This window comes from Desulfuromonas sp. KJ2020 (assembly GCF_024197615.1).
Taxonomy (GTDB): domain Bacteria; phylum Desulfobacterota; class Desulfuromonadia; order Desulfuromonadales; family SZUA-540; genus SZUA-540.
In genome coordinates this window covers 965,527-990,767 of the sequence record NZ_JAKUKE010000003.1, presented here as the reverse complement: position 1 = coordinate 990,767, position 25,241 = coordinate 965,527, and the positions used below count along the sequence as shown (strand labels likewise).

Below are 25,241 nucleotides of genomic sequence, written 5' to 3'. Positions count from 1 at the left end.
TAATGCAGCCCACTTTGAATTCATTTAAATTCGATCTTTTACATACCGATCCACACTCCCAGGCCCGCCGCGGCCGCATTCATACCCGTCGAGGTGTCATCGAAACACCTATTTTTATGCCGGTGGGTACGCAGGCTACCGTCAAGGCGATGCTTCCGGAAAACCTCAAGGAAGTCGGGGCTCAGATCATTCTGGCCAACACGTATCACCTTTTTTTACGGCCTGGTCATGAACTGGTTAAACGCCTTGGGGGCCTTCATGCCTTCATGAACTGGGACAAGCCCATCCTGACCGATAGTGGGGGCTTTCAGGTTTTCAGTCTGGGTGATCTGCGCAAAATTACCGAGGAGGGGGTCCGTTTTCAGTCTCACCTTGACGGTTCTTCGCATGTGCTGACGCCCGAATCCTCCATTTCCGTGCAACAAGCGCTCGGAGCCGACATCATCATGGCTTTTGATGAGTGCATTCCATATCCGGCGACGAGAGAGTACGTGCAGGATTCCACGGATCGTTCCAGTCGATGGGCGCAGCGATGTAAAAAGGCACACGATGGCACCGATGGCTCGGCTCTATTCGGTATTGTTCAGGGGGGCATGTACTCCGATCTTAGAAGGAAAAGTGCCGAAGAACTCATGCACATCGGTTTTGACGGGTATGCCGTTGGTGGCTTGTCTGTTGGGGAAGAAGCCCCACTCATGTACGACATGATGGCGCAGACTCTGCCGCTGCTTCCGAAAGATCGCCCCCGGTATGTCATGGGAGTGGGAACACCCGAAAATCTGATCGAAGGGGTAGATCGTGGTGTCGATATGTTCGACTGCGTCATGCCGACCCGCAACGCCCGCAATGGCGTGCTTTTTACTTCTTTCGGGAAAATCAGCATAAAGCAGGCCCGCTACGTCGATGACCCTGCTCCCGTCGATCCTGCCTGCGATTGTTATGTCTGCCGGCACTACAGCCGTGCCTATCTGAGGCACCTGTACCAGAGCGGGGAAATTCTGTCATCGGTGTTGAATACGTATCACAATGTCCACTATTATCTGAAGTTGATGGAAGGTGCGCGGCAGGCTATCGCTTCCGGGTCTTTTCAGGACTACAAAAAAGATTTTTATCGTCTTAGGCAAGGCAATGACTGATACTGTCTATTCTTGATCTTAATTTTAACACGAGTTTTTATTAACCAAGGAGGAACCAACGATGAATCTGTTCGGTGTATCTGAAGCGTTTGCAATGGCAGGAGGTACCGGTGCCCAGGGAGAACGTCCCGGTTACGAGGGAATTCTCATGCTGGTCATCATGTTCGCCATCTTCTATTTTCTGCTTATTCGGCCTCAGCAGAAGAGAGCCAAGCAGCACAAGCAGCTTATCGACGCTCTCAAGGCTGGTGACCAGGTGGTTACCGCTGGCGGCATTCATGGCCGCGTAGCTGCCATCCAGGAGGGCGTGGTCACTCTGGAGGTGGCGACCGGCGTTAAAATCAGGGTTAATCGCACATCTATTGTCAGCAGCAAACAGGAGCAGTAACGTCCTGTCTGTTTGTCGACCTGGCTTTTTAAAGCTTAAAGATTCCGAAAGGAGAACGAGACCTCCATGTCCAAAAGCCTAAAGCTGCGGCTACTTCTGATATTCCTTTGTCTTGTGATTTCAATGGTCTCCCTGGCACCGACCTTCTTCGCCAACAGCCTGCCGGGATGGTGGACAAGGAACTTTGATCCTATCAACCTTGGCCTCGACCTGCAGGGTGGTATGCATCTTGTCCTCGGTGTCGATGTCGACAAAGCCGTTGAAAGTCGTCTGGACAGCTTTGTTGATCAGGCGGAATCTCTTCTGGTTGAAAAGGACGTTATATTCAAGCGAGTGGAGCGTCTCGAAGGTCAGCGCCTGGCCATTACGGTTTACGATGAAAACGCCGGCGCACAGGTCGATGATATTATGGCCAAGACCTTTCCCAACCTGGAAGCCATGACAATCCAGGATTCCAGCGGTTACATCCAGAAAAATTATCGCCTGACCGATAGTGATATCGCAGCGACCAAGGATTATGCCGTACGACAGGCCCTTGAAACCATGAGAAACCGCGTCGATCAGTTCGGGGTCAGTGAACCGACCCTGCAGAGGCAGAGCGGCAACCGGATTCTTATCCAGCTTCCCGGTATCAAAGATCCCGAGAGGGCGATCGCCCTGCTGGGTAAGACGGCTCGACTTGAATTTAAAATGGTGGCCGAAGATGCGAACATCCAGGATGCACTCAAGGGCATACTGCCGCCCGGCACCGTTCTGCTTTACGAAAAAGACGCTGATCCGCGCACCGGGGTGGTCACCGAACGGCCCATCGTTGTTTACGATAAGACGGCTTTGACCGGTGATCTGCTTGCCGATGCCCAGGTTCGCATCGATACGCGTTTCAATGAGCCCTATGTTTCCATTGACTTCAACGCCGTGGGCGCCAAGCGCTTTGAGCAGATCACCGCTGCCAATGTGGGTAAGCGTATGGCTATCGTGCTGGACGACTCGGTTTACTCGGCACCTGTCATTCGTGAGCGTATTGCCGGTGGCAGCGCCCAGATCAGCGGTTCTTTCAACGAACAGGAAGCAACGGACCTCGCCATTGTCCTGCGGGCCGGATCCCTGCCGGCACCGGTCAAGATACTGGAAGATCGTACAGTCGGTCCGTCCCTGGGGATGGATTCCATCAACAAGGGAATTCTCTCCGTTATCGTCGGGAGCATTCTGGTCATCGCCGCGATTCTGGTTTACTACAACCTGTCCGGACTTGTTGCCAATCTGGCCTTGATTCTCAACGTCTTTTTCATTCTGGCCATGCTTTCCCTTTTCAAGGCTACCCTGACTCTGCCGGGCATCGCCGGGATCGTGTTAACCATCGGCATGGCTGTCGATGCCAACGTGTTGATCTTTGAGAGGATACGCGAAGAGCTTCGTCTTGGAAAAACTGCACACAATGCGCTTGAATCCGGATATGCCAAAGCGTTCTGGACGATCGTAGATGCCAACGTTACCACGCTAATAGCGGCACTGGTTCTTTTTCAGTTTGGAACCGGGCCGGTCAAAGGCTTTGCCGTAACCCTTTCCATCGGCATCCTGTCTTCCCTGTTTACGGCCATCTTCGTCTCCAGGGCTGTTTTTGACTTTATTCTGGAAGGCCGTAATATCAAACGGCTGAGCATATAAGGAGTTCGAGATGCAGCTTATCAAACCAGATATCAATCTCGATTTTGTCGGCAAACGTAAATTGGCCGCTCTCTTTTCCGCGGTTCTTCTGGTCGTGGGGTTTCTTTCCCTGATTATGCACGGTGGCCCCAATTATGGCATCGACTTTTCCGGCGGAACGCTGGTGCAGGTTAAGTTCAATCAGACGACCAGCGCCGGCGAAATCAAGTCTTCCCTTACCGGACTTGATCTGGGGGGCGTCGTCGTGCAGCAGTTTGGTGATGAAGGCAATGAATTTCTCATTCGGTCCCAGAACACCTCCACCGAACTCAAGGGCCTTTCTCTTGAAATTTCCCAGGTTCTTGAAAAAAGCTATGGCGAAGGGCAGGTTGAGGTTCGCCGTGCAGAAATGGTAGGACCTCAGGTCGGTAAAGATCTGCGCGAAAAGGGACTCATGGCCATCCTCTACGCCCTGGTCGGCATACTTATTTATGTAACCTGGCGTTTTGAATTCCGTTTTGCCGTCGGGGCCATCATCGCCCTGGCCCATGATGTTTTCATTACTCTGGGTGCCTTTTCCCTTTTCGGCAAGGAAATCGATCTGCCGATCATTGCCGCCTTTCTGGCCATCATCGGTTATTCGCTCAACGACACCATTATTGTCTATGACCGCATTCGCGAGAATATGGGCAAACATGGCAAAGATGGTTTTGCCTCCGTGGTCAATCGCAGTATTAACGAAACCCTCTCGAGAACAATCCTGACCTCGGGAACGACCCTTCTCGTTGTTCTGGCGCTTTTTACTCTCGGAGGAGGAGTTATTCACAATTTCGCTTTTGCTCTTCTCGTCGGGATCATCGTTGGTACCTATTCATCTATATTTGTGGCAAGTGCAATTCTCGTCTTCTGGGATAATTACCGCTCTACCAAAAAGGCGGCAAGCTAAAGGAAGGAAATGTTCCTTATGAAGAACAAAGAAACTGTACTGCTGGTTGTCATTGCCTTTATCGCCGGTCTTTTAGTCGGCGTGCTCCTCAGTAAAGGAGGGAAGGGGTCCTCAACCGCGCCTCCACCTGTTGCCTCGCCCGCTCCCGTGGTCAATCATCAGAAAGAGATTGCTTTGCTGGAGAAAATCGTGGCCGGAGAGCCTGCCAACCGGCAAGCCTGGGTTAAGCTTGGCCATAATTATTTTGATTCCGACCAGCCAATGAAGGCAATCGAGGCCTACGCCAAGGCGCTTGAGCTTGATGCTCGGGATGCCGATGTGCTTACCGATCAGGGCATTATGTTTCGGCGGGTAGGATGGTATGACCGGGCGATCGACAATTTTATCAAGGCCGGTGACATCAATCCTAACCACGCCCAAAGCCTTTATAACCTCGGCATTGTCTATCGGTATGACGTCCAGGACTTTGCCAAAGCCAAAGAAGTCTGGACCCGGTTTCTGGAGTTGAATCCGACCGGACCCGGCGCGGATCAGATCCGCCGGGAGCTGCAGTTCATCGAGGCGCACCCAGCAGGCGCCCCCTCAAAATAAATGTGAGTGACACAGCAAAGCCGGGGCTCTCCCGGCTTTGCTGTGTCAGGAGTATCGATCCCTTAATGTGGCCGTCATGATGAATCCGGTTGTCAGAAAAAGATGGGCAGAGCGAGGCTCCAGACCAGAGGCAGGTCGAGTGGCAGCCCTGGTCTCCGCCCTTAAAATCGGCGAGATCACCGCCGGTATTTTGTACCGACGCGGCATTGTTGAAGAACTGGCGGGTAAGGAATATATCGAATGCCTGCTGGCTTCTTTGCCCGATCCTTTTTTGCTCCCGGACATGGACAAGGGTGTAAAACGCCTCGCCCGTGCCCTGGAACAAGAGGAGTCGATTGTCATTCATGGGGATTATGATGTGGATGGTATTACCGGCACGGCTTTGCTGGTCCAGGGCCTGCGCGATCTCGGGGGGCAGGTCGATTATCACATCCCTTTACGGCTCAAAGATGGCTACGGGCTTTCTGGGCAGGCCTTGTCCGCCGCCGCTCAAAACGGTGCTTCCCTCGTTATCTCCGTGGATTGTGGCGTAAGTGCGGTGTCGGAAGCTGCCCTGGCTCAGGAACTTGGGCTTGATCTGATTATCACCGATCACCACCAGCCACCCGACATTCTTCCCACGGCCTGCGCCCTGATCAATCCTCAAGTGCCGGATTGCCGTTTTCCATTTAAATCGCTCGCGGGAGTCGGCGTCGCTTTTTTCCTCCTGGTCGCTTTAAGGAAGCACCTTCGCGACAACGGCTTCTTCTCAAAACATCGGGAACCGGATCTGCGCCTGCTCCTTGACCTGGTAGCGCTCGGCACCATCGCCGATATAGTCCCGCTGCAAGGGGTGAACAGAACCCTAACTAAAGTCGGGCTGGGGCTTTTGAACAGCTCTCCTCGACCAGGCATCTCCTGCTTGCAGAAAGTGACCGGCACTCGTGAAATTTCCAGCGGTACGGTAGGCTTTCAGCTGGCCCCCCGCCTCAATGCGGCTGGCCGATTGGAAGATGCCGCTCTAGGCGTCGATCTTCTTCTGATGGATGAGGGTGTGCCAGCCATGGAGCTGGCCGAACTCCTCGACGGTTTTAACAAGCAGCGGCAAAAAATCGAAAAGGAGACCTTCGAACAGGCAGTACAACAGCTTGAACAGCCCGGTGGAGCCCAGTTGTCTCATGCCATCGTCCTTGCCGATGAACGCTGGCATCCGGGGGTTATTGGCATTGTGGCAAGTCGTCTGGTGGAGCGCTATCACCGCCCCTCTGTACTCGTGGCTTTGGACGGCGAGCAGGGCAAGGGCTCGGCCCGATCGATTCCCGGTTTTCATCTATACCGGGCCCTGCAGACCTGCGGGCATGTATTGTCAGGGTATGGCGGCCATGAATTTGCCGCCGGACTCAGTATTGAGTCGATAAAATTTCCTGAATTTGTTCAGATTTTTGATGCCTATGCTCAAAAGGTCTTAAGGGAGGATGATCTTAACCCTTTGGTCTATTTTGATGAAGAGATTTGTTTTGAGGAGCTTTCATTTGAACTGGTGAAGGAACTGGAGTTGATGCAGCCTTTTGGCGCCGGTAACCCTGAGCCTGTCTTTGTGGCCAGGAGGGTGCGGGCGTTGGGGGTAGAGACACTCAAGGAACAGCATCTGCGCTGGAAAGCCTGCCAGAACGGCGTGGTGCATCCCTGTATTGCCTTCGGCATGGCCGCGCGTATGGACGAACTGGAAAACGAGTTTGATATGCTGTTCACCCCTTCCATCAACGAATGGCGAGGAAGGTCCTCACTGCAGCTGAGGGTCAAGGATATCCGACCCTGCAACGATTAGGCGCCTCGGATCATTTCTGGGTGTTGCCTCTCAGGTAGATGAACCAGTAGGTCAGCGCCACGAAGACGACCCCGCCCAGAATGTTACCCACCGTCACGGGGAGCAGGTTCCCTGTCAGAAAGTTTCCCCAGGTTAGACCGGGTACTTCCCGTCCCAGTTCATCCGCCAGCAGCAGGCCGGTGGGGATGAAGTACATGTTGGCCACACTGTGCTCAAACCCGCTGGCGACAAAGGTCATGATCGGGACATAGCAGGCCAGTATCTTGCCGGGAATATCCCTCGCCGCAGTCGCCATGAATACCGCCAGGCACACCAGCCAGTTGCAGAAAATCCCCCGAACCAGCGCCACGGAAAAAGAGAGTTCGCACTTGCTGGCGGCAATGCTGATGGCATAGTCGGCGACATTGCCGCTTTTCCAGAGGTCCGAGTGCAGCATAAGCCAGGCGAAGAACAGGGAACCGATCAGATTCCCTAAAATAACGATGAACCAGTTTTCCCAGATTTTATGCCAGGGTATCTGGCCCTGGAAAGCCGATTTGGTCAACAGGCTGTTGCCTGTGAACAGTTCTGCCCCACAGATGACTACCAGCATCAGCCCCATGGAAAAAACACTCCCCGCCAGCAGGCGGCTGAGCCCCTGACCGAGGTAGGTAGCGCTGTCCTGCGTGATGACGGTCGCCAGTTGGGCCCCAAAGGCAATGTAAAAACCGGCCAAAAGGCTCAGGACGACGGTTCGGGAGATGGGCTGCGTCGTGACGCGCTTGCCATTTTCCACAATGGCCAGAGCCGTTTCCCGGGGGGGCAGAAATCTTTTTTCCATGGGGGTCCTTTCCACGGTCCGGTCTAGAGGCCAACTTCCTGGGCCAATTTCTCCCAGGCCGGCAGACTGCGATGGATGACGGCTGTATCGATGCAGTAAGCGATTCGGAAAAAACCGGGGGCGCCGAAGCCGCTGCCCGGAACCAGAAGGATATTGTGTTTCTGGGCTAACCGGACGAATTCGACATCATCGGGCAGGGGGGAGCGGGGAAAGAGATAGAAAGCTCCACCAGGTTTAACCATTTTGAAGCCCATGGCAGTAAGATTATCGTAAAGAAGGTCGCGTTTGGCCTGATATTCCTTGATGTCGACACTTTCCCGCTGCAGAGGGGTGACCAGCCGCTGAACCAGCGCCGGAGCGTTGACGAAGCCAAGAACGCGGTTGCAGAAAACGGCGCCTTCGATGAAAACGTTGAGATTGTCCATGGCGGGATTGACGGCCAGGTAGCCGATCCTTTCACCAGGCAGGGCGAGATCCTTGGAATGGGAGGTGACGATGACGGCGTTTTTCACATGATGGAAGATGCCGGGAACCTGTTGGTCATCGTAAAGAATGCGGGCGTACGGTTCGTCGGATATAAGGAATATCTGGCGGTCCAGTTCCTTCTCCTTGCGCGCGAGCAGTTGCCCCAGCCGCTGAAGATCTTCGGCCGGGTAAATAACCCCGGTGGGGTTGTTGGGCGAGTTGATGATAATGGCGGCTGTCTTTTCGGTGATCGCTTTTTCGATGGCCGGCAGATCCAGTTGGAAGGAGTCCGGCAGCGTCTGCACTTCCCGGGTCGTGCCGCCATGGTTGTCGATGTAGAATCGGTATTCGACAAAGAAAGGGGCCAGTACGATGACTTCATCGCCGGGATTGAGGACGGTTTTAAGGACGACATTGAGGGCCGCGCCGGCCCCGCAGGTCATCACCACGTGGCTTGCGGTCAGCTGCTGAGGTGATTTTTCGGATACCACGTCGGCGACGGCCGCCCTGGTTTCTTCATAACCGGCGTTGTTCATGTAGCGGTGCATCCCCGGGATGGGGTTGGTAGCCAACTTGAGCAGTTCCTCGCGAAAAGCTTCGGGCGGTTCCACGCAGGGGTTGCCGAGGGTGAAATCGAAGACATTCTCTTCGCCATGGATTTTGCGTAGCATGGCTCCCTCTTCGAACATTTTACGAATCCAGGAAGCCTTTTCAATGAAGCTGGACACCTTGACAGATATGGACATGAGTGACTCCTTCGGGGTGATTAAAAAAGGGGCTCAGTTTATCTTTGACGATAGGGCAGGGTCAAGGGGAAAGGGAGTGAGGGCGGGTTCTGCTGACCTTGCCGTGTAACGTGCCGTTTCCATATATTGTCCTGGTTTTTATTGCATTTTTCGGTTTGATGTTCTAGATTTTCGGCTTCGGTTTATCTTCCAGGTGCAGGGGGCGATATGGGAAAGGAAAAAGGCAGGCTCGACGATTTGCGTCATCGCATCGATGCCATCGATGACGACATTCTGGCTCTGCTGAATGAGAGGGCCAAAGTCGTCATCGAAGTCGGCAAGACTAAAGAGGGTGACAGGCAGGAATTTTACGTTCCCAGCCGTGAGATGGCCATCTATCAGCGCTTGACCGCCCAAAACCCCGGACCTTTCCCCTCTGAGGCCATCCGCCGGGTTTTCCGGGAGATTATTTCGGCCTCATTGGCCCTTGAGCATCCGATGAGAGTGGCTTTTTTAGGCCCGCAGGCGACCTTTACCCATGCCGCCGCCCTCCAGCAGTTCGGCCTTTCCGCTCAGCTCGTGCCGCAAAAGAGTATTCCGGCGGTCTTTGATGAGGTGTTGCGCAGCCGGTGCCACTATGGCGTTGTCCCTGTGGAGAATTCGACGGAGGGTGTCGTCTCTCACACCCTTGACATGTTCATGGATTCGGATCTGCAGATTAACGCGGAAATCCTGCTGGAGATATCTCACGACCTGCTCTCCCTCTCGGGTGACCTTGAGCGCGTCAGGAAGGTGGTTTCACACCCCCAGGCCCTGGCCCAGTGCCGCAAATGGTTGGAAGACAATCTGCCTGATATCCCTCTGGTTGATGTTGGCAGCACCGCTTTGGCGGCCCAGATGGTGGCTGAAGATGATTCCGCCGCCGCCATCGCCAGTGAAATGGCTGCTTCCCTGTACGGGCTGCGTGTAACCAAAAAGAAGATCGAGGACAACCCTAACAATTACACGCGCTTTCTGGTCATCGGCCGGAAAAGGCCGGCGCGCAGCGGCCAGGACAAAACCTCCATCATGTTCAGTGTCAAGGACGAGCCTGGTATTTTATATCGGATGCTTGAACCTTTCAGCACACGCAAAATCAACCTTTCCAAAATCGAAAGCCGACCTCTGAAGAAAAAAGCCTGGGAATATATCTTTTTCCTCGACATTGAAGGGCACCTGGAGGATGACCGGGTGAGGGAGGCCGTTGAAGATTTGCGCCAGTACTGCCAATTCCTCAAGGTTCTTGGCTCCTACCCGAGAATCCGTTAAGCGTGAAGGATGTTTTTTTGCAATGAAAGATAATCCGGTTTTTATTCCCAAGTTGGCCGTGGTCGGCGTTGGGCTCATCGGCGGCTCTCTGGCTCTGGCCCTGAAGGCGGCCAAGGCTGTTGGAGAGGTTATCGGCATCGGGCGAGGGCTCGCCAATCTGGAAAAAGCAATCGACCTGGGTATAGTGGACCGCATCGAGCAGGATCCCCGCACCGGCGTCGCTGACGCCGATCTGGTTTTTCTGGCCACCCCTGTCCGCTCCCTGGAATCCGTGGCGGCCGTCATCGCCCCGTCCATGAAGCCTGGGGCGGTGCTGACCGACGGCGGCAGCGTCAAGGCCGAGGTGGTCCGGGCCATTGAGCCGCTGATGCCCGCCGGCGTCCATTTCGTGCCGGGGCATCCGATTGCCGGCACCGAGAAGAGCGGCGCCGAGGCGGCCTTTGCGACGCTGTACCAGGGCAAACGCTGCATCCTTACCCCGACAGAAGCCACCAACTCGGCCGCTTTGGATCTGGTGAAAAGGGTTTGGGAAAAGGCCGGCAGCGAGGTCGTGCTTATGGATGTCGAAAAGCATGACCGGATTCTGGCCGCCATCAGCCATCTCCCCCATATGGTGGCCTATTCGCTGGTCAACTCGGTCGGTTCTTATGACCGCTATCCGGAGAATATCCTGGACTACTCCGCCGGCGGCTTTCGGGACTTCACGCGCATCGCCTCTTCGGACCCCACCATGTGGCGTGACATCGCCATGACCAACAGGGAAGCCCTGGTTGAAATGATGGAGAATTTCGAGGCGTGTTTTGCCGAATTGAAAAAGGATGTCCGGGATGGCGACGGCGAGAAGCTTTTCGAGTTTTTTATGCGCTCCAAAAAGAGCCGGGACGCCATTCTCTAATTTTCCCATGAATCGACGCCATCCTTTTGCTTGAGGGAGTTTTCATATGTCGCAATCCAAAACAGTGAGCCCGGCTGCCGGCCTGAAGGGGGAGATTACGGTCCCCGGCGATAAATCCATTTCTCATCGCTCTATCATGTTAGGCTCTTTGGCCGAGGGGATTACGGTGGTCCATGGTTTTTTGCACGGGGAAGATAATCACGCTACCCTCAATGCTTTTCGGTCCATGGGGGTTGAGATTGAGAACCTGCCGGGTGACGTTCTCAAAATCCACGGGCGGGGACTGGATGGCCTGCAAGAGCCGGCCGATGTGATCGACTGCGGCAATTCGGGGACGACTATCCGACTGATGACCGGCCTGCTCGCCGGGCAGCAGTTTTTCAGTGTCCTCACGGGGGATCGTTATTTGCGCAAAAGGCCCATGCGCCGGGTGGTTGAGCCCCTTTCCCGCATGGGTGCACGCATCTGGGGCCGTCAGGGGGGACAGCTGGCTCCTTTGGCTCTACAGGGGGGGGAGCTGGCAGGGCTCGATTATGATTCTCCTATTGCCAGTGCCCAGGTCAAGTCCGCCCTGCTTTTGGCTGGTCTTTACGCCGAGGGTCCTACCACTGTGAAAGAGCCGCATCTGTCCCGGGACCACAGCGAGCGCATGCTTTCCTATTTCGGGGCCAAAGTCGAGCCATTTGCCGGCGGTGTGCGCATTTTCCCCCGGCCTGCCCTCAAGGGGCGGGAGGTTCACGTCCCTGGTGACATTTCCTCGGCCGCCTTTTTTATGGTCGCGGCCCTGGTTACCCCCGGTTCCGATGTCTTGATCCGCAATGTCGGTATCAACCCAACTCGCAGCGGTATTATCGATATCCTGCAAGCCATGGGCGGCGATCTGCGTGTCCTCGACCCCCGTGAGCATTCGGGCGAACCGGTCGCTGACATACACGTCAGGAGCAGCGACCTGCAGGGTATCGACATTGGTGGAGAACTGGTGCCGCGGGCCATCGATGAATTTCCTGTTGTCAGTGTCGCCGCCTGTTTTGCCCAGGGGCAGACGGTTATTCGCGACGCTCGGGAACTGCGTGTCAAGGAGACGGATCGTATAGCGGCGATGACCTCGGAACTCACCAGGCTGGGTGCTTCTGTCGAACCCCGCGAGGACGGCATGGTGATTATCGGTGGGCAGCCGCTGCAGGGCGGGCGCGTCACCTCCCACGGCGATCACCGCATTGCCATGAGCATGGCTGTTGCGGCGCTGGTCGCCGCCGGCCCCGTAACGATTGACGATGTACAGTGTACAGCGACATCCTTTCCGAATTTTTGGGAATTACTGGAGAGTATTCGGCATTAGAGGAAAGTAGAGTTCGCAAGTCGTTTTTAATTAGCACGCCTGTTTGTGCGTATGTGGAGCTTTTTTACGTGAAAAAAGGATTGATCGTAGCCATAGATGGACCCTCGGGTGCCGGCAAGAGTACGCTCAGTAAACGCCTGGCCGAAGACTTGGGATATATCAATATCGATACCGGCGCCATGTATCGGGCCTTTGCCCTGTTTTCCAAAAAAAAAGGAATCGACCCCGCGGATGAAGAGGGTTTGGCTCGACTGTGTCCGCAGGTCCTGATCGAATTCTCCCGAGAGGGGGCGCAGGAAAAGGTTCTTCTCAACGGGCAGGATGTCACCGCCGATATTCGAACGCCTGAAATCAGCCTCCTTACTTCCCGCATCGCTGCTTGGCCCGCTGTGCGACGCACTCTGGTTGATCTGCAGCGCCGTATGGGCGAGAAGGGCGGGGTGGTGCTGGAGGGGCGTGACATCGGCACCGTGGTTTTTCCTGATGCAGAGGTCAAGTTTTTCCTCGTGGCCACTTCGGCGGAGCGAGGCAGACGCCGCTATGAAGAGCTTAAGGCCAAAGGGCTTGAGGTGGATCTCCAGCAGACCATCGCCGAAGTGGAAAAACGCGATGCCGATGACAGTGCCCGTGCCGAAGCACCTCTTCTGCAGGCCGCTGACGCCATTGCTATCGACACGACCCGGATGACCATCGATGAGGTGTTGGGTGAAATGCTTCGGGTCGTGCGACAACGGCAGGCGACAGCATAGGAGGCTTCAGTCTACGGATGAAAATCATTCTGGCAAAGAGCGCCGGGTTCTGCTTCGGGGTCAAAAGAGCCACCAGTATGGCCTTTGATTCTGCTGACTCCCACGAACGCATCTGTTCTTTAGGCCCCATTATTCATTCCCCGCAACTGGTTGAAAAACTGGAAGAAAAGGGGGTCAGTGTGGTGGGGCGTGTGGAGGATATCCACGAGGGAGCTGTCATTGTCCGTTCCCACGGCATCACGGCCGATGAAATGGCCGACCTTGCCACCAAGGGGTTGGAGGTCGTGGATGCGACCTGTCCTTTTGTCAAAATAGCTCAGGATCACGCTGCCCTGCTCAGCTCCGAGGGGTATGTGGTTGTTTTGGTTGGTGAAGAGGAGCATCCTGAGGTACAGGGTATTGTTTCTTATGCCGCAGGCGTTGATGTTTACGTCGTCCCTGATCAGGCGAAGGCTGAAGGGATACCTCGCAGCAAGAAGATAGGCGTGGTCGCCCAGACGACCCAGCCGTTCGAGAATCTGCGCCAGGTTGTCGACGTCTGTTTGCGAAAAAGCAAGGAACTTCGCGTTTTTAATACGATCTGCGATGCTACCTCCGTCCGTCAGGGGGAGGCTCGGGATATTGCTCGACAGGTCGACCTGATGTTGGTCATCGGTGGGTTCAATAGCGCCAATACCAACCGCCTTGCCCAACTCTGTTCAGAGATCCAGCCCCGAACCTATCATGTCGAAACGGCTATCGAAATCGATTCTGCCTGGTTTGATGGCGTTCAAACCGTAGGGATCACTGCCGGTGCCTCAACACCCCAGTGGATCATCGATGAAGTGGTGGATAGGGTTTCCGGGTTGAAAAAATAAAATGATTTGTTTTTTTAAAGACTTTGTGCTAAGTTCCGACGTCATGGCTTGGGCCATACTGTCTGAAAAATGACAGGAAATTCGCTAGGGGGTAACACTTTAATGGTGGAAAACAACGAAAACGTAAACGAACTGATGGAGAACGAAGACGAGTTTGGGAGCATGGAAGAAAGCTTCGAAGCTCTTTTTGAGAACAGCCTGAAGGAATTGAAGGCTGGGAACGTGGTCACCGGCACCATCGTTCAGGTCAATCCTGATTCGGTGGTTGTTGATGTTGGCGGTAAGTCGGAAGGACTTATTCCGATCGCCGAATTCCTTGATGACAACGGTCAGGTGAAGACTGACCTTAAAGTCGGCGACCAGTTTGATGTTTTGATCGAGCGTACAGAAAACGAAAACGGTCTGATCAGCCTGTCGAAAGAAAAAGCCGATCGGATGAAAATATGGAATACCCTGGAAGAGGGAGCCGATGTTGAGGGACGCATTGTTTCTCGTATCAAGGGCGGGCTTTCTGTCGACATCGGTGTGATCGCCTTCCTGCCTGGTTCGCAGGTCGATCTCCGTCCCGTGCGCAACCTGGACAAGATGATCGGCGAAACCTACAAATTCAAAATCATCAAACTCAACAAGCGTCGTGGTAACATCGTCCTTTCCCGTCGCGTTTTGTTGGAAGATCAGCGGGAAAACCTGCGCGCCGATACTCTCGAAAAGCTGGAAGAGGGTCAGGTGTTCGAAGGTATCGTCAAGAATCTTACCGATTACGGTGCCTTTATCGACCTCGGTGGCATCGACGGTCTGCTGCACATCACCGACATGTCCTGGGGCCGGGTCAGCCATCCCTCCGACATTCTGTCTGTCGGTGATAAAATCAAAGTCAAGGTTCTCAAGTTTGACCGCGAAAAAGAGCGGGTCTCTCTGGGTCTCAAGCAAATCACGCCTGATCCCTGGCTGGAAGTCGAGTCTAAATACCCCGTGGGGATGCGTGTCACCGGCAAGGTTGTCAGCCTTACCGATTATGGCGCCTTTGTGGAACTGGATGAAGGGGTTGAAGGTCTGATCCATGTCTCCGAGATGAGCTGGACCAAGCGCATCAAGCATCCCAACAAGGTCCTCAGCATTGGCGACGAAGTCGAGTCCGTCGTGTTGGCCCTTGATATCCCCAACCGTCGCATTTCCCTCGGTCTCAAACAGGTCGAGCCCAACCCCTGGGATGTGATTGGCGAGAAATTCCCCGCCGGTACCGTCATCGAAGGGCAGGTCAAGAACATCACCGATTTCGGTATCTTCGTTGGTGTTGACGAAGGGATTGACGGCCTGGTGCATATCTCTGATCTTTCCTGGACCAAGCGGATCAAGCATCCTTCTGAAATCTACAAAAAGGGTGACATCGTTAAAGCGGTCGTTCTCAATATCGATCGCGAAAACGAGCGATTCTCTCTCGGTATCAAACAGCTGGCCATGGATCCCTGGGAAACCATCCCTACCCGCTACGCACCCGGTACCATCATCCGTGGCAAGGTAACCTCCGTAACCGATTTTGGCATCTTCGTCGAAGTGGAGGAGGGCATCGAAGGCCTGATCCATGTCTCGGAAATCAGCAAAGAGAAGATCGATTCTCCGAAAAGCTTTGCCAACGTCGGGGATGAAATCGAGGCCGTTGTGCTCAACGTCGACACGGCTGATCGCAAAATCGCCCTCTCAATCAAACATCTGGCTACCCAGAAAGAAAAAGCCGAGGTCGATGCTTTCCTTGGCGCCCAAAAGAGTGCAACCTCCAACTTCGGGGATTTGCTGCAGGGTGCCTTGAACAAGGCCGGCGAAGACAAGTCTGAAGACTGATTCTTTCTGACGATGACCATCCGGAGCCCCCGCTTGTCAAGGCGGGGGCTCCTCCATCTCAGGCGATTTGCATGAAAAAAAGACCATTTTTGATGGCCCTGATTGTCCTTGGAGCCATCTTTCTTTTTTTTCTTATCATTGTAGGTCTTATATCCAGCATGACGGGAACTTCGACTTCCCTCCCCATCGGCGAAAAGATCGGTGTGGTTGAAGTCAAGGGGGCGATCATGACGTCTGAGGACGTTATTCAACGACTGACGCACCTTCGCGATGACAGCAGCATGAAAGCTGTGGTATTGCGTGTTGATTCTCCCGGCGGCGGGGTAGGACCGTCCCAGGAAATCTATACAGAAGTTCAGAAACTTGCCCAGGTAAAACCCGTTGTTGTGTCCATGGGGTCTGTCGCTGCCTCAGGGGGCTACTATATAGCCATCCCGGCACACCAGATCGTCGCCAACCCCGGCACCATCACCGGCAGTATTGGTGTCATTATGGAATTCACCAATTTTCAGGAACTTCTTCAGAAAATCGGTCTTAAAAGTCAGGTCGTAAAAAGTGGTGAACATAAGGATATCGGTTCCCCTGTCCGCCCCATGACCCCTGATGATCGGCAGATCCTGCAGTCTCTTATTGATGATGTACACTCCCAATTCGTTTCCGCCGTGGCCCAAGGGCGAGACCTTCCCCTTGATAAAGCGAAAACTCTGGCCGATGGAAGAATTTATACCGGGAGGCAGGCTCTCGAAGCGGGTCTGGTGGATAGGCTCGGCAATATGCAGGACGCCATCGATCTGGCCGCTGAATTGGCCGAGATCGAAGGTAAACCGCGTGTTATCTATCCCCGTGAGTCCAAACCGAAATTGTTTAACTATCTGGTGGAAGAAACCCTTCATTCTATGCGTCAAGGATTGCAGGAACAATCTGTTGGCGGGATGCAGTTTATCTGGGAAGGTTTAAATTAGGAGGCATTTGTCATGACCAAAAGTGAATTGATTGAGCGTTTGTCTTTTGAGAGTACCTCTCTCAACAAAAAAGAATCCGAACTGATCGTAAATACAATTTTTGACAGTATTGGTGGGGCGCTCATTGATGGTGAACGCGTTGAAATTCGCGGTTTTGGTTCGTTCACCGTCCGTGAAAGAGATGCCCGCGAAGCCCGTAACCCCAAAAGTGGTGAAATCGTCAAGATTCCCTCCAAAAAAACTCCTTTTTTCAAAACGGGCAAAGAACTCAGAGAAAAAGTCAATACCGATTGATTTTTTGACACGACAGCCGTGAATCACTTCTCGTGAATCTACCATTTGTTCTTTTCTGTTGGTATGTCAGCGAAATAAGCCCTGTCCATATGTCATGGATAGGGCTTTTGAATAGGCGTAAAAACGAGATCGATTCAGGTGCACTGCTGGTGGAAAATCCATTTCATGCTTTGAAAAATGATTCTTCCCCTGGCGCGGGTTGATTATGGTTTTTAGATTTGTTCCTCAGAAAGAACACCACGGGCAGCGCATCGATCAATTTATTCCCGCTGTGGATGATTCTTTTTCCCGTAGTAAAATTCGTAAAATTATCGATATAGGCGGCGTTCACGTCGCCGGCAGGCGACTTCGAAAATGTTCTTACCCCGTTCAGACGGGTGAACAAATCGAAGTTTATGTTGATGGGCGTCCGCTCGACATCTTTTCCCTGAACCCTAAAAACATAATTTATCAGGACTCCTATATCGTTATAGTCAATAAGCCTCCCGGAGTCGAAACCCAGCCCACTCCCGCGCGTTATAAAGGCACACTTTATGAGGCCCTTCTGCGACACCTGGCCAATCCTTTCCGTCCTCAGGATACACCTGAAATCGGCATGGCTCAACGCCTGGACCGAGATACTTCAGGTGTCCTTGTTTTTTCTATTCATAGCAAAGCTCACAAAAACCTGACCCATTCCATCGCTTCTCATCAGGTTGAAAAACGGTACCTTGCTCTGGTTAATGGCTGCCCTGAGAAGGACCAAGGAGAAATTCAATCTTTTTTAGCGCGCAGACGAGCCGACAACCTCATGAAGTCGGTCGAAAAGGGAGGTAAACAAGCCCTGACGCGTTATCGAGTTCTGCAGTCATTTTCAGACTGTTCGTTGCTTGAGGTAGAAATCCCAACCGGCCGCTCTCATCAAATTCGTGTCCATTTGAAGGAAATCGGACACCCCCTTCTCGGGGATACCCGGTATGGTGGCCCTGACCGACTAGGTCCTGTGCCTATTGGCCGACAGATGCTCCATGCCTGGAAGATAGTTCTTCCTCACCCCGTGCATGGAGATATCAAAGAATGGGAGGCACCTGTGCCACCCGATATGAATAGTCTGATTGAAACCCTCTCGAGTTCGGCCCAGGCGGAATAATCAGGCTTTGTTCTGTTGGAATGATACAAACATTTAAGGACGCCCCATGTTGACTTATCCTCAGATAGATCCGATCATTTTTCAAATCGGGCCCCTTGCCGTTCGCTGGTACGGCATGATGTACCTTTTGGGATTCATTATTTCCTATTTCATCATCGGGCATTTGTCTCGCCGGCGCAGTCTGGGGATTGATCATGATGGAGTTTCTGATCTGCTCTTCTATGCCGCCCTCGGGGTTATCCTGGGGGGGCGGCTTGGGTATACCCTGTTTTACAAATTTTCCTATTATCTTTCGCATCCGCTGGAAATTCTGGCCATATGGGAAGGTGGCATGAGTTTTCACGGGGGGCTGCTCGGTGTGGTGGTCTCGGTGATGTTGTTTTGCAAGCGTCGACAGCTTTCCGTGTTGCTGACTGGTGACATCCTGGTCACTGCCGCTGCGGTTGGTCTCGGGTTGGGTCGGGTCGGCAATTTTATTAACGGCGAATTGTGGGGGCGGGTGACGGATGTGCCTTGGGGCATGGTTTTTCCGCAGGCCGGTCCGCTGCCCAGACACCCCAGTCAGCTTTATGAGGCTTTCCTGGAGGGGCTCGTCCTTTTTGTGGTCCTGTGGCTATTGCACCGAAAAAATCCTCGTCCCGGCATCCCTTTTTTTTCCTTTTTCCTATTGTATGGATTGTTTCGCTTCGTGGTCGAATTTTTCAGGCAACCGGACCAACATCTCGGTTTTCTCTGGGCCGGTGCCACCATGGGGCAGTTGCTGTCCCTGCCGATGGTCCTGGTCGGTGTGATGGGCCTTTTGGCTATCCACCAAGGAAATAAACGACATGTCCAAGGTTAGCGGTCTCATCTTTGATTGTGACGGGGTTCTTTTTGAAAGCCGGGCTGCCAACCTGGCTTACTATAACCGGGTGCTTGCCCACTTTGGCGTCGATGAAGTCACACCGGAAGACACCAGCCGCGCCCATCTTTGCCACACGGCAGCCAGCCCGCAGGTCTTTAAAGCTCTTTTGGGGACGGCTCGCGTGGATGCTGCCTTAGAGGTTGCCTCGCAACTCGATTACCGGCAGTTTATCCCTTTTATGGTCCCAGAGCCCCACCTTTACCCAACCCTCGAAACATTGGCGCAAAATTTCCCTCTGGCTGTCGCGACCAATCGCGGCAACAGCATGGAAGAGATTCTTCGCCATTTTGAGCTCGACCGATTTTTTCAGGTGGTGGTGACCAGTCGGGACGTGCCCAGGCCCAAGCCCTATCCGGATATGCTTTTTCTGGCGGCGGAGCGTCTGGGGCTACCCTGCCGGGATCTGCTCTTTGTGGGGGATTCAGACCTGGACCACGAAGCGGCCCGGGGGGCGGGAGTCCGATTCGTGGCCTATAAAGGGATGATGGCAGGAGATCTCACCATCCATGGACATGCTGAACTTGTGTCTTACCTCGCCTGCTAATGAAACTTCTTTTCCATAACCAGCACATGGCCTTTGCCGTGTTTTCGGTAGACGACTTGATCCATGAGAGCGCGAATGATATAGACGCCCCGGCCGTGTTCATCAAGATTTTTGAAGTCAGGTGAGGGGAGTGAGTTGATATCGAACCCTTGTCCCTCGTCGTAAACGAGAATTTTAAGGGTTTTCTCCATGATGGAGATAGTGATGTGCAACTCCTTGCCGGGATCGTCTTCGTTGGCGTGCCGTATGGCATTAGTCATGGCTTCTGTCAGGACCAGATTCAGGTGATAGGCCAGCTCTTCCCGATCTCCCTTGTATCGCTCCAGGGTCATGGCAAGGCCTTCCCCGATTTTCCCGATCAGGCTCAGGTACCGTGTCTGATTGGGAACCTTAATGTCCACCTCTATTTTTTCCATTGTAATCCCCCCCGGAAAATGGATGTTTAGAAACTGCTCAGGGCCTCTTCCGTTCCCGGGAAAATTTCAAAAACGCGGTGAAGACGGGTCAGTTCAAACATGGAACGGACCTGAGGTTGTAATCCACTGAGTTTGAGATTGCCGTTGCGCGCGCTGGCGTTTTTAAATCCAGAAACCAGAGCGCCAAGCCCGGAGGAGTCGACAAAACGGACTTCACCTAGATCCACCACAATGTCATTCTTGCCCTCCTCAAAAAGATTGAGCATCTGAGCTTTCAGGTCGCTGCTGTTGTGGGCATCCAGTCTCTCTTCCTTGATCTCAATAAGTACGACGGCGCCTTTGTCTTCAATGTTCAAAATCATAGTTCGTCTCCTGTCGATGATGGATGGGCCTGAATAACCAACGGAAATGTTTATAACATATCCGACACTTTATGGAAATTGACTCGTTTTTTTCCTACGCATTGATCTTTAGTACAACGAGAGATACATCGTCGTTAAAATGACGATTCCCGGTGAACAGTCGAATCTGGTCCAGCAGGTTTTCAATGATCTCAGCCGGAGGAAGGGTTTCCGATGCCTCCAGCAGTTGGCATAGACGCTCTTCTCCAAAAAGCTCACCGTCGGCGTTGGCTGCCTCCGTCAGGCCATCCGTGTACATCAGCAGCACGTCCCCTTTTTGCAGAGGGGTTTTCTTCTCTTCAAATTCCACATTCTGTTTAACACCGAAGATGAGTCCTTCGGCGTCCAGCCTTTCGCAGGTCTCTCGATGCTTGTTGGCAATAAGTGGGGGGTTGTGCCCTGCGTTTGAATAGATGAGAGTTTTGGTAGTTGGGTCGTATTTGACATAAAACATGGTAATGAAAAGCTCGGCGCGAGTAAGGTCCTCATAAAAAAATTCGTTGATGGCCGTCATGACCCCGCTGGTGTTGCCTATGGTCTGGGTGCGGGACTGAATGAATGTGCGGGTTTCGGCCATTATCAGAGCGGCACCGATGTTGTGACCGGAGACGTCGGCAATCACCAGATCCAGTTTGCCGTCTTCCCGTGGAAGAAAATCGTAGTAATCACCACCCACCTGACGGGCGGGCACGCACAAGCCCGCGAGGCTGATTCCGTCTATCTGGGGCGTTTTTGTGGGCAGCAGGCCAAGCTGAATGGTTTTGGCAATTTGCAGTTCGCGTTCATGCTCCTTGGCCTTGATAAGATCTTCAGTCTGTTGAGCGTTACGCCAGGCAACGCCGATCTGCCCGGCCAGGCTGTCAAAAAGCTCGATGAATTCTTCGGTAAATATCCCCTTGGAGGAACGGGAAAAACAAGACAATACCCCAATGGGCTGCCCTTCGATGGAAATTGGGGCATGGGCGAAGGATTGAAAACCTTCGGGGCCGGCAATATTTTCGGCTTCCGGCTTGTCCAGTAAATCGCAGTCGTTTTCAATTTTGGTTTTATTGTCCAGAAACGCTTCGCCGATACAGGTTTCACGATTCAGTCCCCGCGGCGAGAGAGCGCGCCTGGTGCGTGCTTTGCCCCTCTGGCTGACCACACTCAGGGTGTTTGTCTGGTCGTCCAGAAAGCGGACGACGCATAAGTCGAATTTGAACTGCTGAAGGAGAAGTTCAAGAATATTGTCCAGGATAATCTTCAGGCTTTCCCCGCTGGCCACCAGGCGGGCGGATTCATACAAGACGCTGAGTTGATCGCGACTGGCTGTTCTGCTGAGGGTGACAGTTCCAAAGATGTCGAAAACGTCCTCCATCTTGCTGCCTTTGGTCGCCAGATAGTTTTCAATGATGATCCTGGCGGGGGCGGCGCCGACGGACCCGGCCAGCGTCCGTTCCGTGAACCTTTTCAGGGCCGGAAGTTCATATTCCGACAGGCTCCCTTTCTCATCAATATCCCGGTCATGAAGGTATTCCGCCATGGCGGCGTGGGCCTGTTTTTCGCCGATAAACTTGGTCATCAGTTCGATGAATTCAACCAGGGTAGGTGCACCGCTGAGCCTCTTGCGCTGGGGCGGTTCCTTGGTTGGTTCAAAGGCATTGATAAACTTGTCGGCCTGTTCAATCTCTCTTTTGCAGGGCTTGGTCAGTAGCGAGAAGGTCAGAAAGGCCCCGAGATTGAAAAACATGGTCCAGAAGAGGGCATGTGTCCATTTGTCGAAGCCGGACAGGCCGAAAAGCTCTTGAGGCCTGAGCAAGGAAAGTCCAAACAGGCCATCGGTGAGAATGTGGTTTTCCAGCCAACCAGCCTGGACAAAGGCAGGAAGAAGCAGCGTGTAGAACCAGAGAGCAAAGCCAAAAATAAGACCGGCTGTAGCCCCTTTGCGGGTCGCTCTTTTCCAGAAAAGCCCGCCCAGGATGGCCGGAGCAAACTGGGTAGCGGCCATGAAAGAAATTAGGCCGATATTGACCAGGGCGCTGTATTCGCCGGCCAGTCGGTAATAGAGATAGCCGAGAAAGATGACGGCAAAAATGCCGAGTCGTTTGATGTTGATCAGCAGGCGGGATAGATCCCGTGCGCCGAAGTTGAGACGGTTGATGACCGGCATGACCAGATAGTTGTGTACCATAGTGGAGAGGGCGACGGACTCCACCATGACCATGCCGGCGGAAGCGGAAAATCCCCCGATAAAGACCAGCATGGCCAGCCAGGGGTGTCCGGTGACCAGAGGCAGGCTGACGACAAAGTAGTCGGCGCCGGCGGCTTCCCCGCCGGTAAGAAGCAATCCACCCAGGGCGATAGGGATGACGAAGAGATTCATCAGGAACATGTAGGCCGGAAAACGCCACATGGCATCCCTGATGTGTTTTTCGTCGGAGTTCTCTATGACCATGATATGAAATTGACGGGGCAGAAACATCACGGCCATCATGGAAATAAAGGTCAGAGAAAACCACATGGGGTAGGGTATGGAAGCCGTTCCGAGCAGGATAAGGTCTTTGCGTTCAGGAAAAGTTTCCAGAAATTTTGCAAAGATGTCGGAAAAACCATCAAAGAGCCCGTAGGTGACAAAAATACCGACGGACACAAAAGCAACGATTTTTACAAGTGATTCGAGTGCGATGGCCGCCACCAGGCCTTCATGGCGCTCAGATGCGTCGAGGTGTCTGGCGCCGAACAGGATACCAAAGAGGGTCAACACCAACGCGACGATAAAAGCGGTGTCAATGTAAGGGGGCAGGGCGGGTATGAGATCGCTGAGACCGTGCCCAATGGCTTCCGGCGGGGCGGAGAGCAGATCAAAGGTGTAGGCGACGGCCTTAAGCTGCAGGGCGATGTAGGGCATGATGCCAATGACGGCGAAAATCGTGACGACCGCACCCAGGAAGGCCGATTTACCGTAACGGCTGGCTATGAAGTCGGCAATACTGACGATATTCTGCTCTTTACTGATACGCACCATTTTGCGCAGGATAATCCACCAGCTGAAGGCTATAAGCGTTGGCCCCAGATACGTCGGGAGAAAATCGAGACCGGATGTGGCGGCCCGCCCCACACTGCCGTAAAAGGTCCAGGAGGTAAAGTAGACGGCCAGGGAGAGAGAATAGATGTAACTGTTCGAAATGATGCTTTGCCCCGCTTTTCGCTTCCTGTCGGCGTAGTAGGCGACAGCGAAGAGCAGGCCGAAGTAGGCGAGAGTAACCGATGTGACCAAAGCGACAGGCAGCACTCAGCGAGCATCCTTTTCGTCTTCAGGTTGGGGAGGGGCGCCATTGTGGTTGGTCTTTAGGGTCCGGGTGAAAAAATAGACCACGGCAATGGAGGCAGGCCATCCCACGAGGAGGTAGAGGATAAGCAGAGGTATCCCGAAGATGGTGGTTTCTTTATTGAAAATATGGATGAAGGGGAAGTTGATCATCACCAGACCCAGGATGAAAAAAAGGATCCAGGCATCCCTGAGCTGTATGGGATAGTGATCTTTCATGGGTGAGACCCCGCGGTACCTATGATGCGTTGCAAGATTTTCTGGATAGTATAATCAACATCTTGTGTTGTGTCGACTCTTATAACCTCGTTGCCCTCCTGGATTGCTTCAAAACGGGCAGCCTGTTTTTCGTACAGTTCCCGCCGACCATCCGAGGCATCTATCTCCTGTTCTCGCCGACGGTCAAGGCGAGCCAAGGCGGTTTCGGCGGAACATTCCGTGACGATCAGACAAGCAGGGATGCCTCGATGGCGGGCCATCTCGAAAAAGCGGGAGCGTTGGTCGTTCAGGGAAAAAGAGGCGTCCACCACCACAGATTGTCCCTCCTGCAGAGCCCTTTCGGCCGTATCAAGAAGTGCCTCGTAGGTTTTCTGGGTGGCACTGCGTGTATAGAGCCCCTGGTTGAAAGCATCTTCCTGCCGGCTTAGAACAGGCAGTCCATGGAGTTCTTTACGGACCTCGTCGGAACGCAGGTGCAGGGCAGGGATTGCCCGGCATAGACCTCTCGCCACCGTGGTTTTTCCCGTCCCCATAAGGCCGCAGGTTAACACTAGAATTTGAGGGCAAAGGTATCCCAGGGCCAGATTGAAATAACGGCGAGCCAGAACTTTTGCATCCAGGCGGACTGATTCAGCGGCCTCCGACTCTCCCGCGAGAATTGAATCGACCTTTCCCCTTACAAAAGCCCGGTAAACCTTGAAGAAGGGTAGCAGCTCCTCCCAACCGTCGCCCAGATCAATCCGGGCGCTGTAGGCCTGTAAAAGAGTTTCGGCCAGATCCCATCGCCCCCTGAATTCCAGGTCCATCAACAAAAAAGCGGTATCTTCCACGATATCGCCTATACGGAAGCGTTCACTGAATTCGATACAGTCGTAAATACAAATGGGGTCGGTCAGGCAGATATGCTCGGCGTGCAGATCTCCATGCCCGTCACGCACGAAGCCCCGTCTTTCCCTGGCGTCCAGCTCGGCATCTTTCTCGCTGATAAAGTCCTCAACCCATTCGCGGATAATGGCAATTGCTCTTGCTTCTATCGTGTGCCCCACATACGGTTCGATCTGAGCAAAGTTTTCCTTCCAGTTGTAGGCGGTCTTTTGTCGATAGAAAGGGGGGGACTGACGGACTATCTCAGCGTTTTTATGAAACAGAGCCAGCAGGTGCCCGAGACGCTCCATGTGCCTTTCGAGTTGGGGGATCTTGTTATTGATCTGCCGGTCGAGCATACGGTCTTCAGGCAGCCGTTTCATGTGAACGGCATATTCCTGGATTTCCCCGGGTCCCTTTAACTGATAGCCTTTCTCGCCGTAATAAACCGGCAGGACGCCAAGGTAGATTTGAGGGCACAAGCGGCGATTCAGGCGGACTTCTTCAAGGCAGTATTGATACCGTTGTGCAAGGCTGGAAAAATCCACAAAACCGAGGTTTACTGACTTTTTGATTTTATAGACGTGTCCAGAGGTGAAATAGAGCCGGGAGATATGCGTTTCGGTAAAAGTCACCGGGCCGTTTTCATCAGGATAAAAGTCCGATGTGAGCATCGCCTTATGGAGAAGTGC

The 25,241-nt window shown here is 53.5% G+C and carries 24 protein-coding genes; 17 read left to right on the top strand and 7 right to left on the bottom strand.

All coding sequences use genetic code 11. The features are described from left to right. Positions 1–14: 14 nt before the first annotated feature. The 6 genes from tgt to recJ all read left to right on the top strand — a co-directional run bounded on the left by tgt (position 15) and on the right by recJ (position 6,512). Positions 15–1,136 (top strand): tRNA guanosine(34) transglycosylase Tgt, encoded by a 1,122-nt coding sequence (gene tgt, locus MJO47_RS13015; protein ID WP_253961547.1) that lies wholly within the window; start codon positions 15–17, stop codon positions 1,134–1,136. Positions 1,137–1,197: 61 nt separating this feature from the next. Beyond that, positions 1,198–1,524 carry a preprotein translocase subunit YajC gene (gene yajC, locus MJO47_RS13010; protein WP_253961546.1) on the top strand — a complete coding sequence of 109 codons (327 nt, stop codon included), beginning with the start codon at positions 1,198–1,200 and terminating at the stop codon, positions 1,522–1,524. Positions 1,525–1,590: 66 nt separating this feature from the next. Continuing rightward, on the top strand, positions 1,591–3,189 hold the full coding sequence (gene secD, locus MJO47_RS13005; protein ID WP_253961545.1) for a protein translocase subunit SecD: 1,599 nt from the start codon (positions 1,591–1,593) through the stop codon (positions 3,187–3,189). Positions 3,190–3,199: 10 nt separating this feature from the next. Continuing rightward, complete coding sequence (secF, locus tag MJO47_RS13000; RefSeq protein WP_253961544.1) at positions 3,200–4,114, top strand: protein translocase subunit SecF; 915 nt, start codon at positions 3,200–3,202, stop codon at positions 4,112–4,114. Positions 4,115–4,132: 18 nt separating this feature from the next. Next, entirely contained in the window at positions 4,133–4,705 is a 573-nt protein-coding gene (locus MJO47_RS12995) for a c-type cytochrome biogenesis protein (protein WP_253961543.1), read from the top strand. Between the two features lie 139 nt (positions 4,706–4,844). Continuing rightward, complete coding sequence (gene recJ, locus MJO47_RS12990) at positions 4,845–6,512, top strand: single-stranded-DNA-specific exonuclease RecJ (RefSeq protein ID WP_253961542.1); 1,668 nt, start codon at positions 4,845–4,847, stop codon at positions 6,510–6,512. 10 nt (positions 6,513–6,522) lie between these two features. Here recJ and MJO47_RS12985 read toward each other — a convergent pair whose 3' ends face one another. Continuing rightward, positions 6,523–7,332 (bottom strand): formate/nitrite transporter family protein, encoded by an 810-nt coding sequence (locus MJO47_RS12985; RefSeq protein ID WP_253961541.1) that lies wholly within the window; start codon positions 7,330–7,332, stop codon positions 6,523–6,525. Between the two features lie 23 nt (positions 7,333–7,355). Next, a complete protein-coding gene (locus MJO47_RS12980; RefSeq protein ID WP_253961540.1) occupies positions 7,356–8,543 on the bottom strand; it encodes a pyridoxal phosphate-dependent aminotransferase in 1,188 nt (395 codons plus the stop codon). Between the two features lie 207 nt (positions 8,544–8,750). On the opposite strand from MJO47_RS12980, the gene pheA reads away from it, so the two are divergent. The 11 genes from pheA (at position 8,751) to MJO47_RS12925 (ending at position 19,342) form a co-directional block, all read left to right on the top strand. Then, entirely contained in the window at positions 8,751–9,830 is a 1,080-nt protein-coding gene (pheA, locus tag MJO47_RS12975; protein ID WP_253961539.1) for a prephenate dehydratase, read from the top strand. A gap of 22 nt (positions 9,831–9,852) precedes the next feature. After that, entirely contained in the window at positions 9,853–10,725 is an 873-nt protein-coding gene (locus MJO47_RS12970) for a prephenate dehydrogenase/arogenate dehydrogenase family protein (RefSeq protein ID WP_253961538.1), read from the top strand. Positions 10,726–10,771: 46 nt separating this feature from the next. Then, positions 10,772–12,064, top strand: a complete 1,293-nt coding sequence (gene aroA, locus MJO47_RS12965) for a 3-phosphoshikimate 1-carboxyvinyltransferase (RefSeq protein WP_253961537.1) — start codon at positions 10,772–10,774, stop codon at positions 12,062–12,064. A 68-nt stretch (positions 12,065–12,132) separates the two neighbouring features. Beyond that, entirely contained in the window at positions 12,133–12,813 is a 681-nt protein-coding gene (gene cmk / locus MJO47_RS12960) for a (d)CMP kinase (protein ID WP_253961536.1), read from the top strand. Positions 12,814–12,830: 17 nt separating this feature from the next. Next, positions 12,831–13,670 (top strand): 4-hydroxy-3-methylbut-2-enyl diphosphate reductase, encoded by an 840-nt coding sequence (gene ispH / locus MJO47_RS12955; protein WP_253961535.1) that lies wholly within the window; start codon positions 12,831–12,833, stop codon positions 13,668–13,670. Between the two features lie 102 nt (positions 13,671–13,772). Then, positions 13,773–15,509, top strand: coding sequence for a 30S ribosomal protein S1 (locus tag MJO47_RS12950; protein WP_253961534.1), 1,737 nt, complete (start codon positions 13,773–13,775; stop codon positions 15,507–15,509). Positions 15,510–15,712: 203 nt separating this feature from the next. After that, the gene (sppA, locus tag MJO47_RS12945) at positions 15,713–16,471 is read left to right on the top strand and encodes a signal peptide peptidase SppA (RefSeq protein WP_253961533.1); all 759 of its coding nucleotides are present in this window, start codon (positions 15,713–15,715) and stop codon (positions 16,469–16,471) included. A 12-nt stretch (positions 16,472–16,483) separates the two neighbouring features. Further along, entirely contained in the window at positions 16,484–16,765 is a 282-nt protein-coding gene (locus MJO47_RS12940; protein ID WP_253961532.1) for an integration host factor subunit beta, read from the top strand. 205 nt (positions 16,766–16,970) lie between these two features. Next, on the top strand, positions 16,971–17,894 hold the full coding sequence (locus tag MJO47_RS12935; protein WP_253961531.1) for an RluA family pseudouridine synthase: 924 nt from the start codon (positions 16,971–16,973) through the stop codon (positions 17,892–17,894). Between the two features lie 46 nt (positions 17,895–17,940). Further along, positions 17,941–18,735 carry a prolipoprotein diacylglyceryl transferase gene (gene lgt, locus MJO47_RS12930; RefSeq protein ID WP_305882444.1) on the top strand — a complete coding sequence of 265 codons (795 nt, stop codon included), beginning with the start codon at positions 17,941–17,943 and terminating at the stop codon, positions 18,733–18,735. Then, the gene (locus MJO47_RS12925) at positions 18,722–19,342 is read left to right on the top strand and encodes an HAD family hydrolase (protein ID WP_253961530.1); all 621 of its coding nucleotides are present in this window, start codon (positions 18,722–18,724) and stop codon (positions 19,340–19,342) included. The genes lgt and MJO47_RS12925 overlap by 14 nt, the downstream gene beginning before the upstream one ends. Here the strand turns inward: MJO47_RS12925 and MJO47_RS12920 are convergent. The 5 genes from MJO47_RS12920 to MJO47_RS12900 all read right to left on the bottom strand — a co-directional run bounded on the left by MJO47_RS12920 (position 19,339) and on the right by MJO47_RS12900 (position 25,223). Continuing rightward, entirely contained in the window at positions 19,339–19,758 is a 420-nt protein-coding gene (locus tag MJO47_RS12920) for an ATP-binding protein (RefSeq protein WP_253961529.1), read from the bottom strand. The genes MJO47_RS12925 and MJO47_RS12920 overlap by 4 nt on opposite strands. A 26-nt stretch (positions 19,759–19,784) precedes the next feature. Next, on the bottom strand, positions 19,785–20,120 hold the full coding sequence (locus MJO47_RS12915) for an STAS domain-containing protein (RefSeq protein WP_253961528.1): 336 nt from the start codon (positions 20,118–20,120) through the stop codon (positions 19,785–19,787). Positions 20,121–20,214: 94 nt separating this feature from the next. After that, complete coding sequence (locus MJO47_RS12910) at positions 20,215–23,430, bottom strand: SpoIIE family protein phosphatase (RefSeq protein ID WP_253961527.1); 3,216 nt, start codon at positions 23,428–23,430, stop codon at positions 20,215–20,217. Continuing rightward, a complete protein-coding gene (locus MJO47_RS12905) occupies positions 23,431–23,685 on the bottom strand; it encodes a hypothetical protein (protein WP_253961526.1) in 255 nt (84 codons plus the stop codon). It abuts the gene before it with no gap. Further along, on the bottom strand, positions 23,682–25,223 hold the full coding sequence (locus MJO47_RS12900; protein WP_253961892.1) for a bifunctional aminoglycoside phosphotransferase/ATP-binding protein: 1,542 nt from the start codon (positions 25,221–25,223) through the stop codon (positions 23,682–23,684). Before MJO47_RS12900 ends, MJO47_RS12905 begins: the two co-directional genes overlap by 4 nt. Positions 25,224–25,241: the final 18 nt, after the last annotated feature.

Bases quoted from the DNA above. Each gene is read 5' to 3' on its own strand.
- MJO47_RS12915 (WP_253961528.1), bottom strand. From the start codon at position 20,120: ATGATTTTGAACATTGAAGACAAAGGCGCCGTCGTACTTATTGAGATC.
- MJO47_RS12950 (WP_253961534.1), top strand. From the start codon at position 13,773: ATGGTGGAAAACAACGAAAACGTAAACGAACTGATGGAGAACGAAGAC.
- ispH (WP_253961535.1), top strand. From the start codon at position 12,831: ATGAAAATCATTCTGGCAAAGAGCGCCGGGTTCTGCTTCGGGGTCAAA.
- MJO47_RS12940 (WP_253961532.1), top strand. From the start codon at position 16,484: ATGACCAAAAGTGAATTGATTGAGCGTTTGTCTTTTGAGAGTACCTCT.
- secD (WP_253961545.1), top strand. From the start codon at position 1,591: ATGTCCAAAAGCCTAAAGCTGCGGCTACTTCTGATATTCCTTTGTCTT.
- aroA (WP_253961537.1), top strand. From the start codon at position 10,772: ATGTCGCAATCCAAAACAGTGAGCCCGGCTGCCGGCCTGAAGGGGGAG.
- MJO47_RS12980 (WP_253961540.1), bottom strand. From the start codon at position 8,543: ATGTCCATATCTGTCAAGGTGTCCAGCTTCATTGAAAAGGCTTCCTGG.
- yajC (WP_253961546.1), top strand. From the start codon at position 1,198: ATGAATCTGTTCGGTGTATCTGAAGCGTTTGCAATGGCAGGAGGTACC.
- pheA (WP_253961539.1), top strand. From the start codon at position 8,751: ATGGGAAAGGAAAAAGGCAGGCTCGACGATTTGCGTCATCGCATCGAT.
- lgt (WP_305882444.1), top strand. From the start codon at position 17,941: ATGTTGACTTATCCTCAGATAGATCCGATCATTTTTCAAATCGGGCCC.
- MJO47_RS12920 (WP_253961529.1), bottom strand. From the start codon at position 19,758: ATGGAAAAAATAGAGGTGGACATTAAGGTTCCCAATCAGACACGGTAC.
- MJO47_RS12905 (WP_253961526.1), bottom strand. From the start codon at position 23,685: ATGAAAGATCACTATCCCATACAGCTCAGGGATGCCTGGATCCTTTTT.
- MJO47_RS12970 (WP_253961538.1), top strand. From the start codon at position 9,853: ATGAAAGATAATCCGGTTTTTATTCCCAAGTTGGCCGTGGTCGGCGTT.
- MJO47_RS12995 (WP_253961543.1), top strand. From the start codon at position 4,133: ATGAAGAACAAAGAAACTGTACTGCTGGTTGTCATTGCCTTTATCGCC.
- secF (WP_253961544.1), top strand. From the start codon at position 3,200: ATGCAGCTTATCAAACCAGATATCAATCTCGATTTTGTCGGCAAACGT.
- MJO47_RS12985 (WP_253961541.1), bottom strand. From the start codon at position 7,332: ATGGAAAAAAGATTTCTGCCCCCCCGGGAAACGGCTCTGGCCATTGTG.
- MJO47_RS12925 (WP_253961530.1), top strand. From the start codon at position 18,722: ATGTCCAAGGTTAGCGGTCTCATCTTTGATTGTGACGGGGTTCTTTTT.
- MJO47_RS12935 (WP_253961531.1), top strand. From the start codon at position 16,971: ATGGTTTTTAGATTTGTTCCTCAGAAAGAACACCACGGGCAGCGCATC.
- MJO47_RS12900 (WP_253961892.1), bottom strand. From the start codon at position 25,223: ATGCTCACATCGGACTTTTATCCTGATGAAAACGGCCCGGTGACTTTT.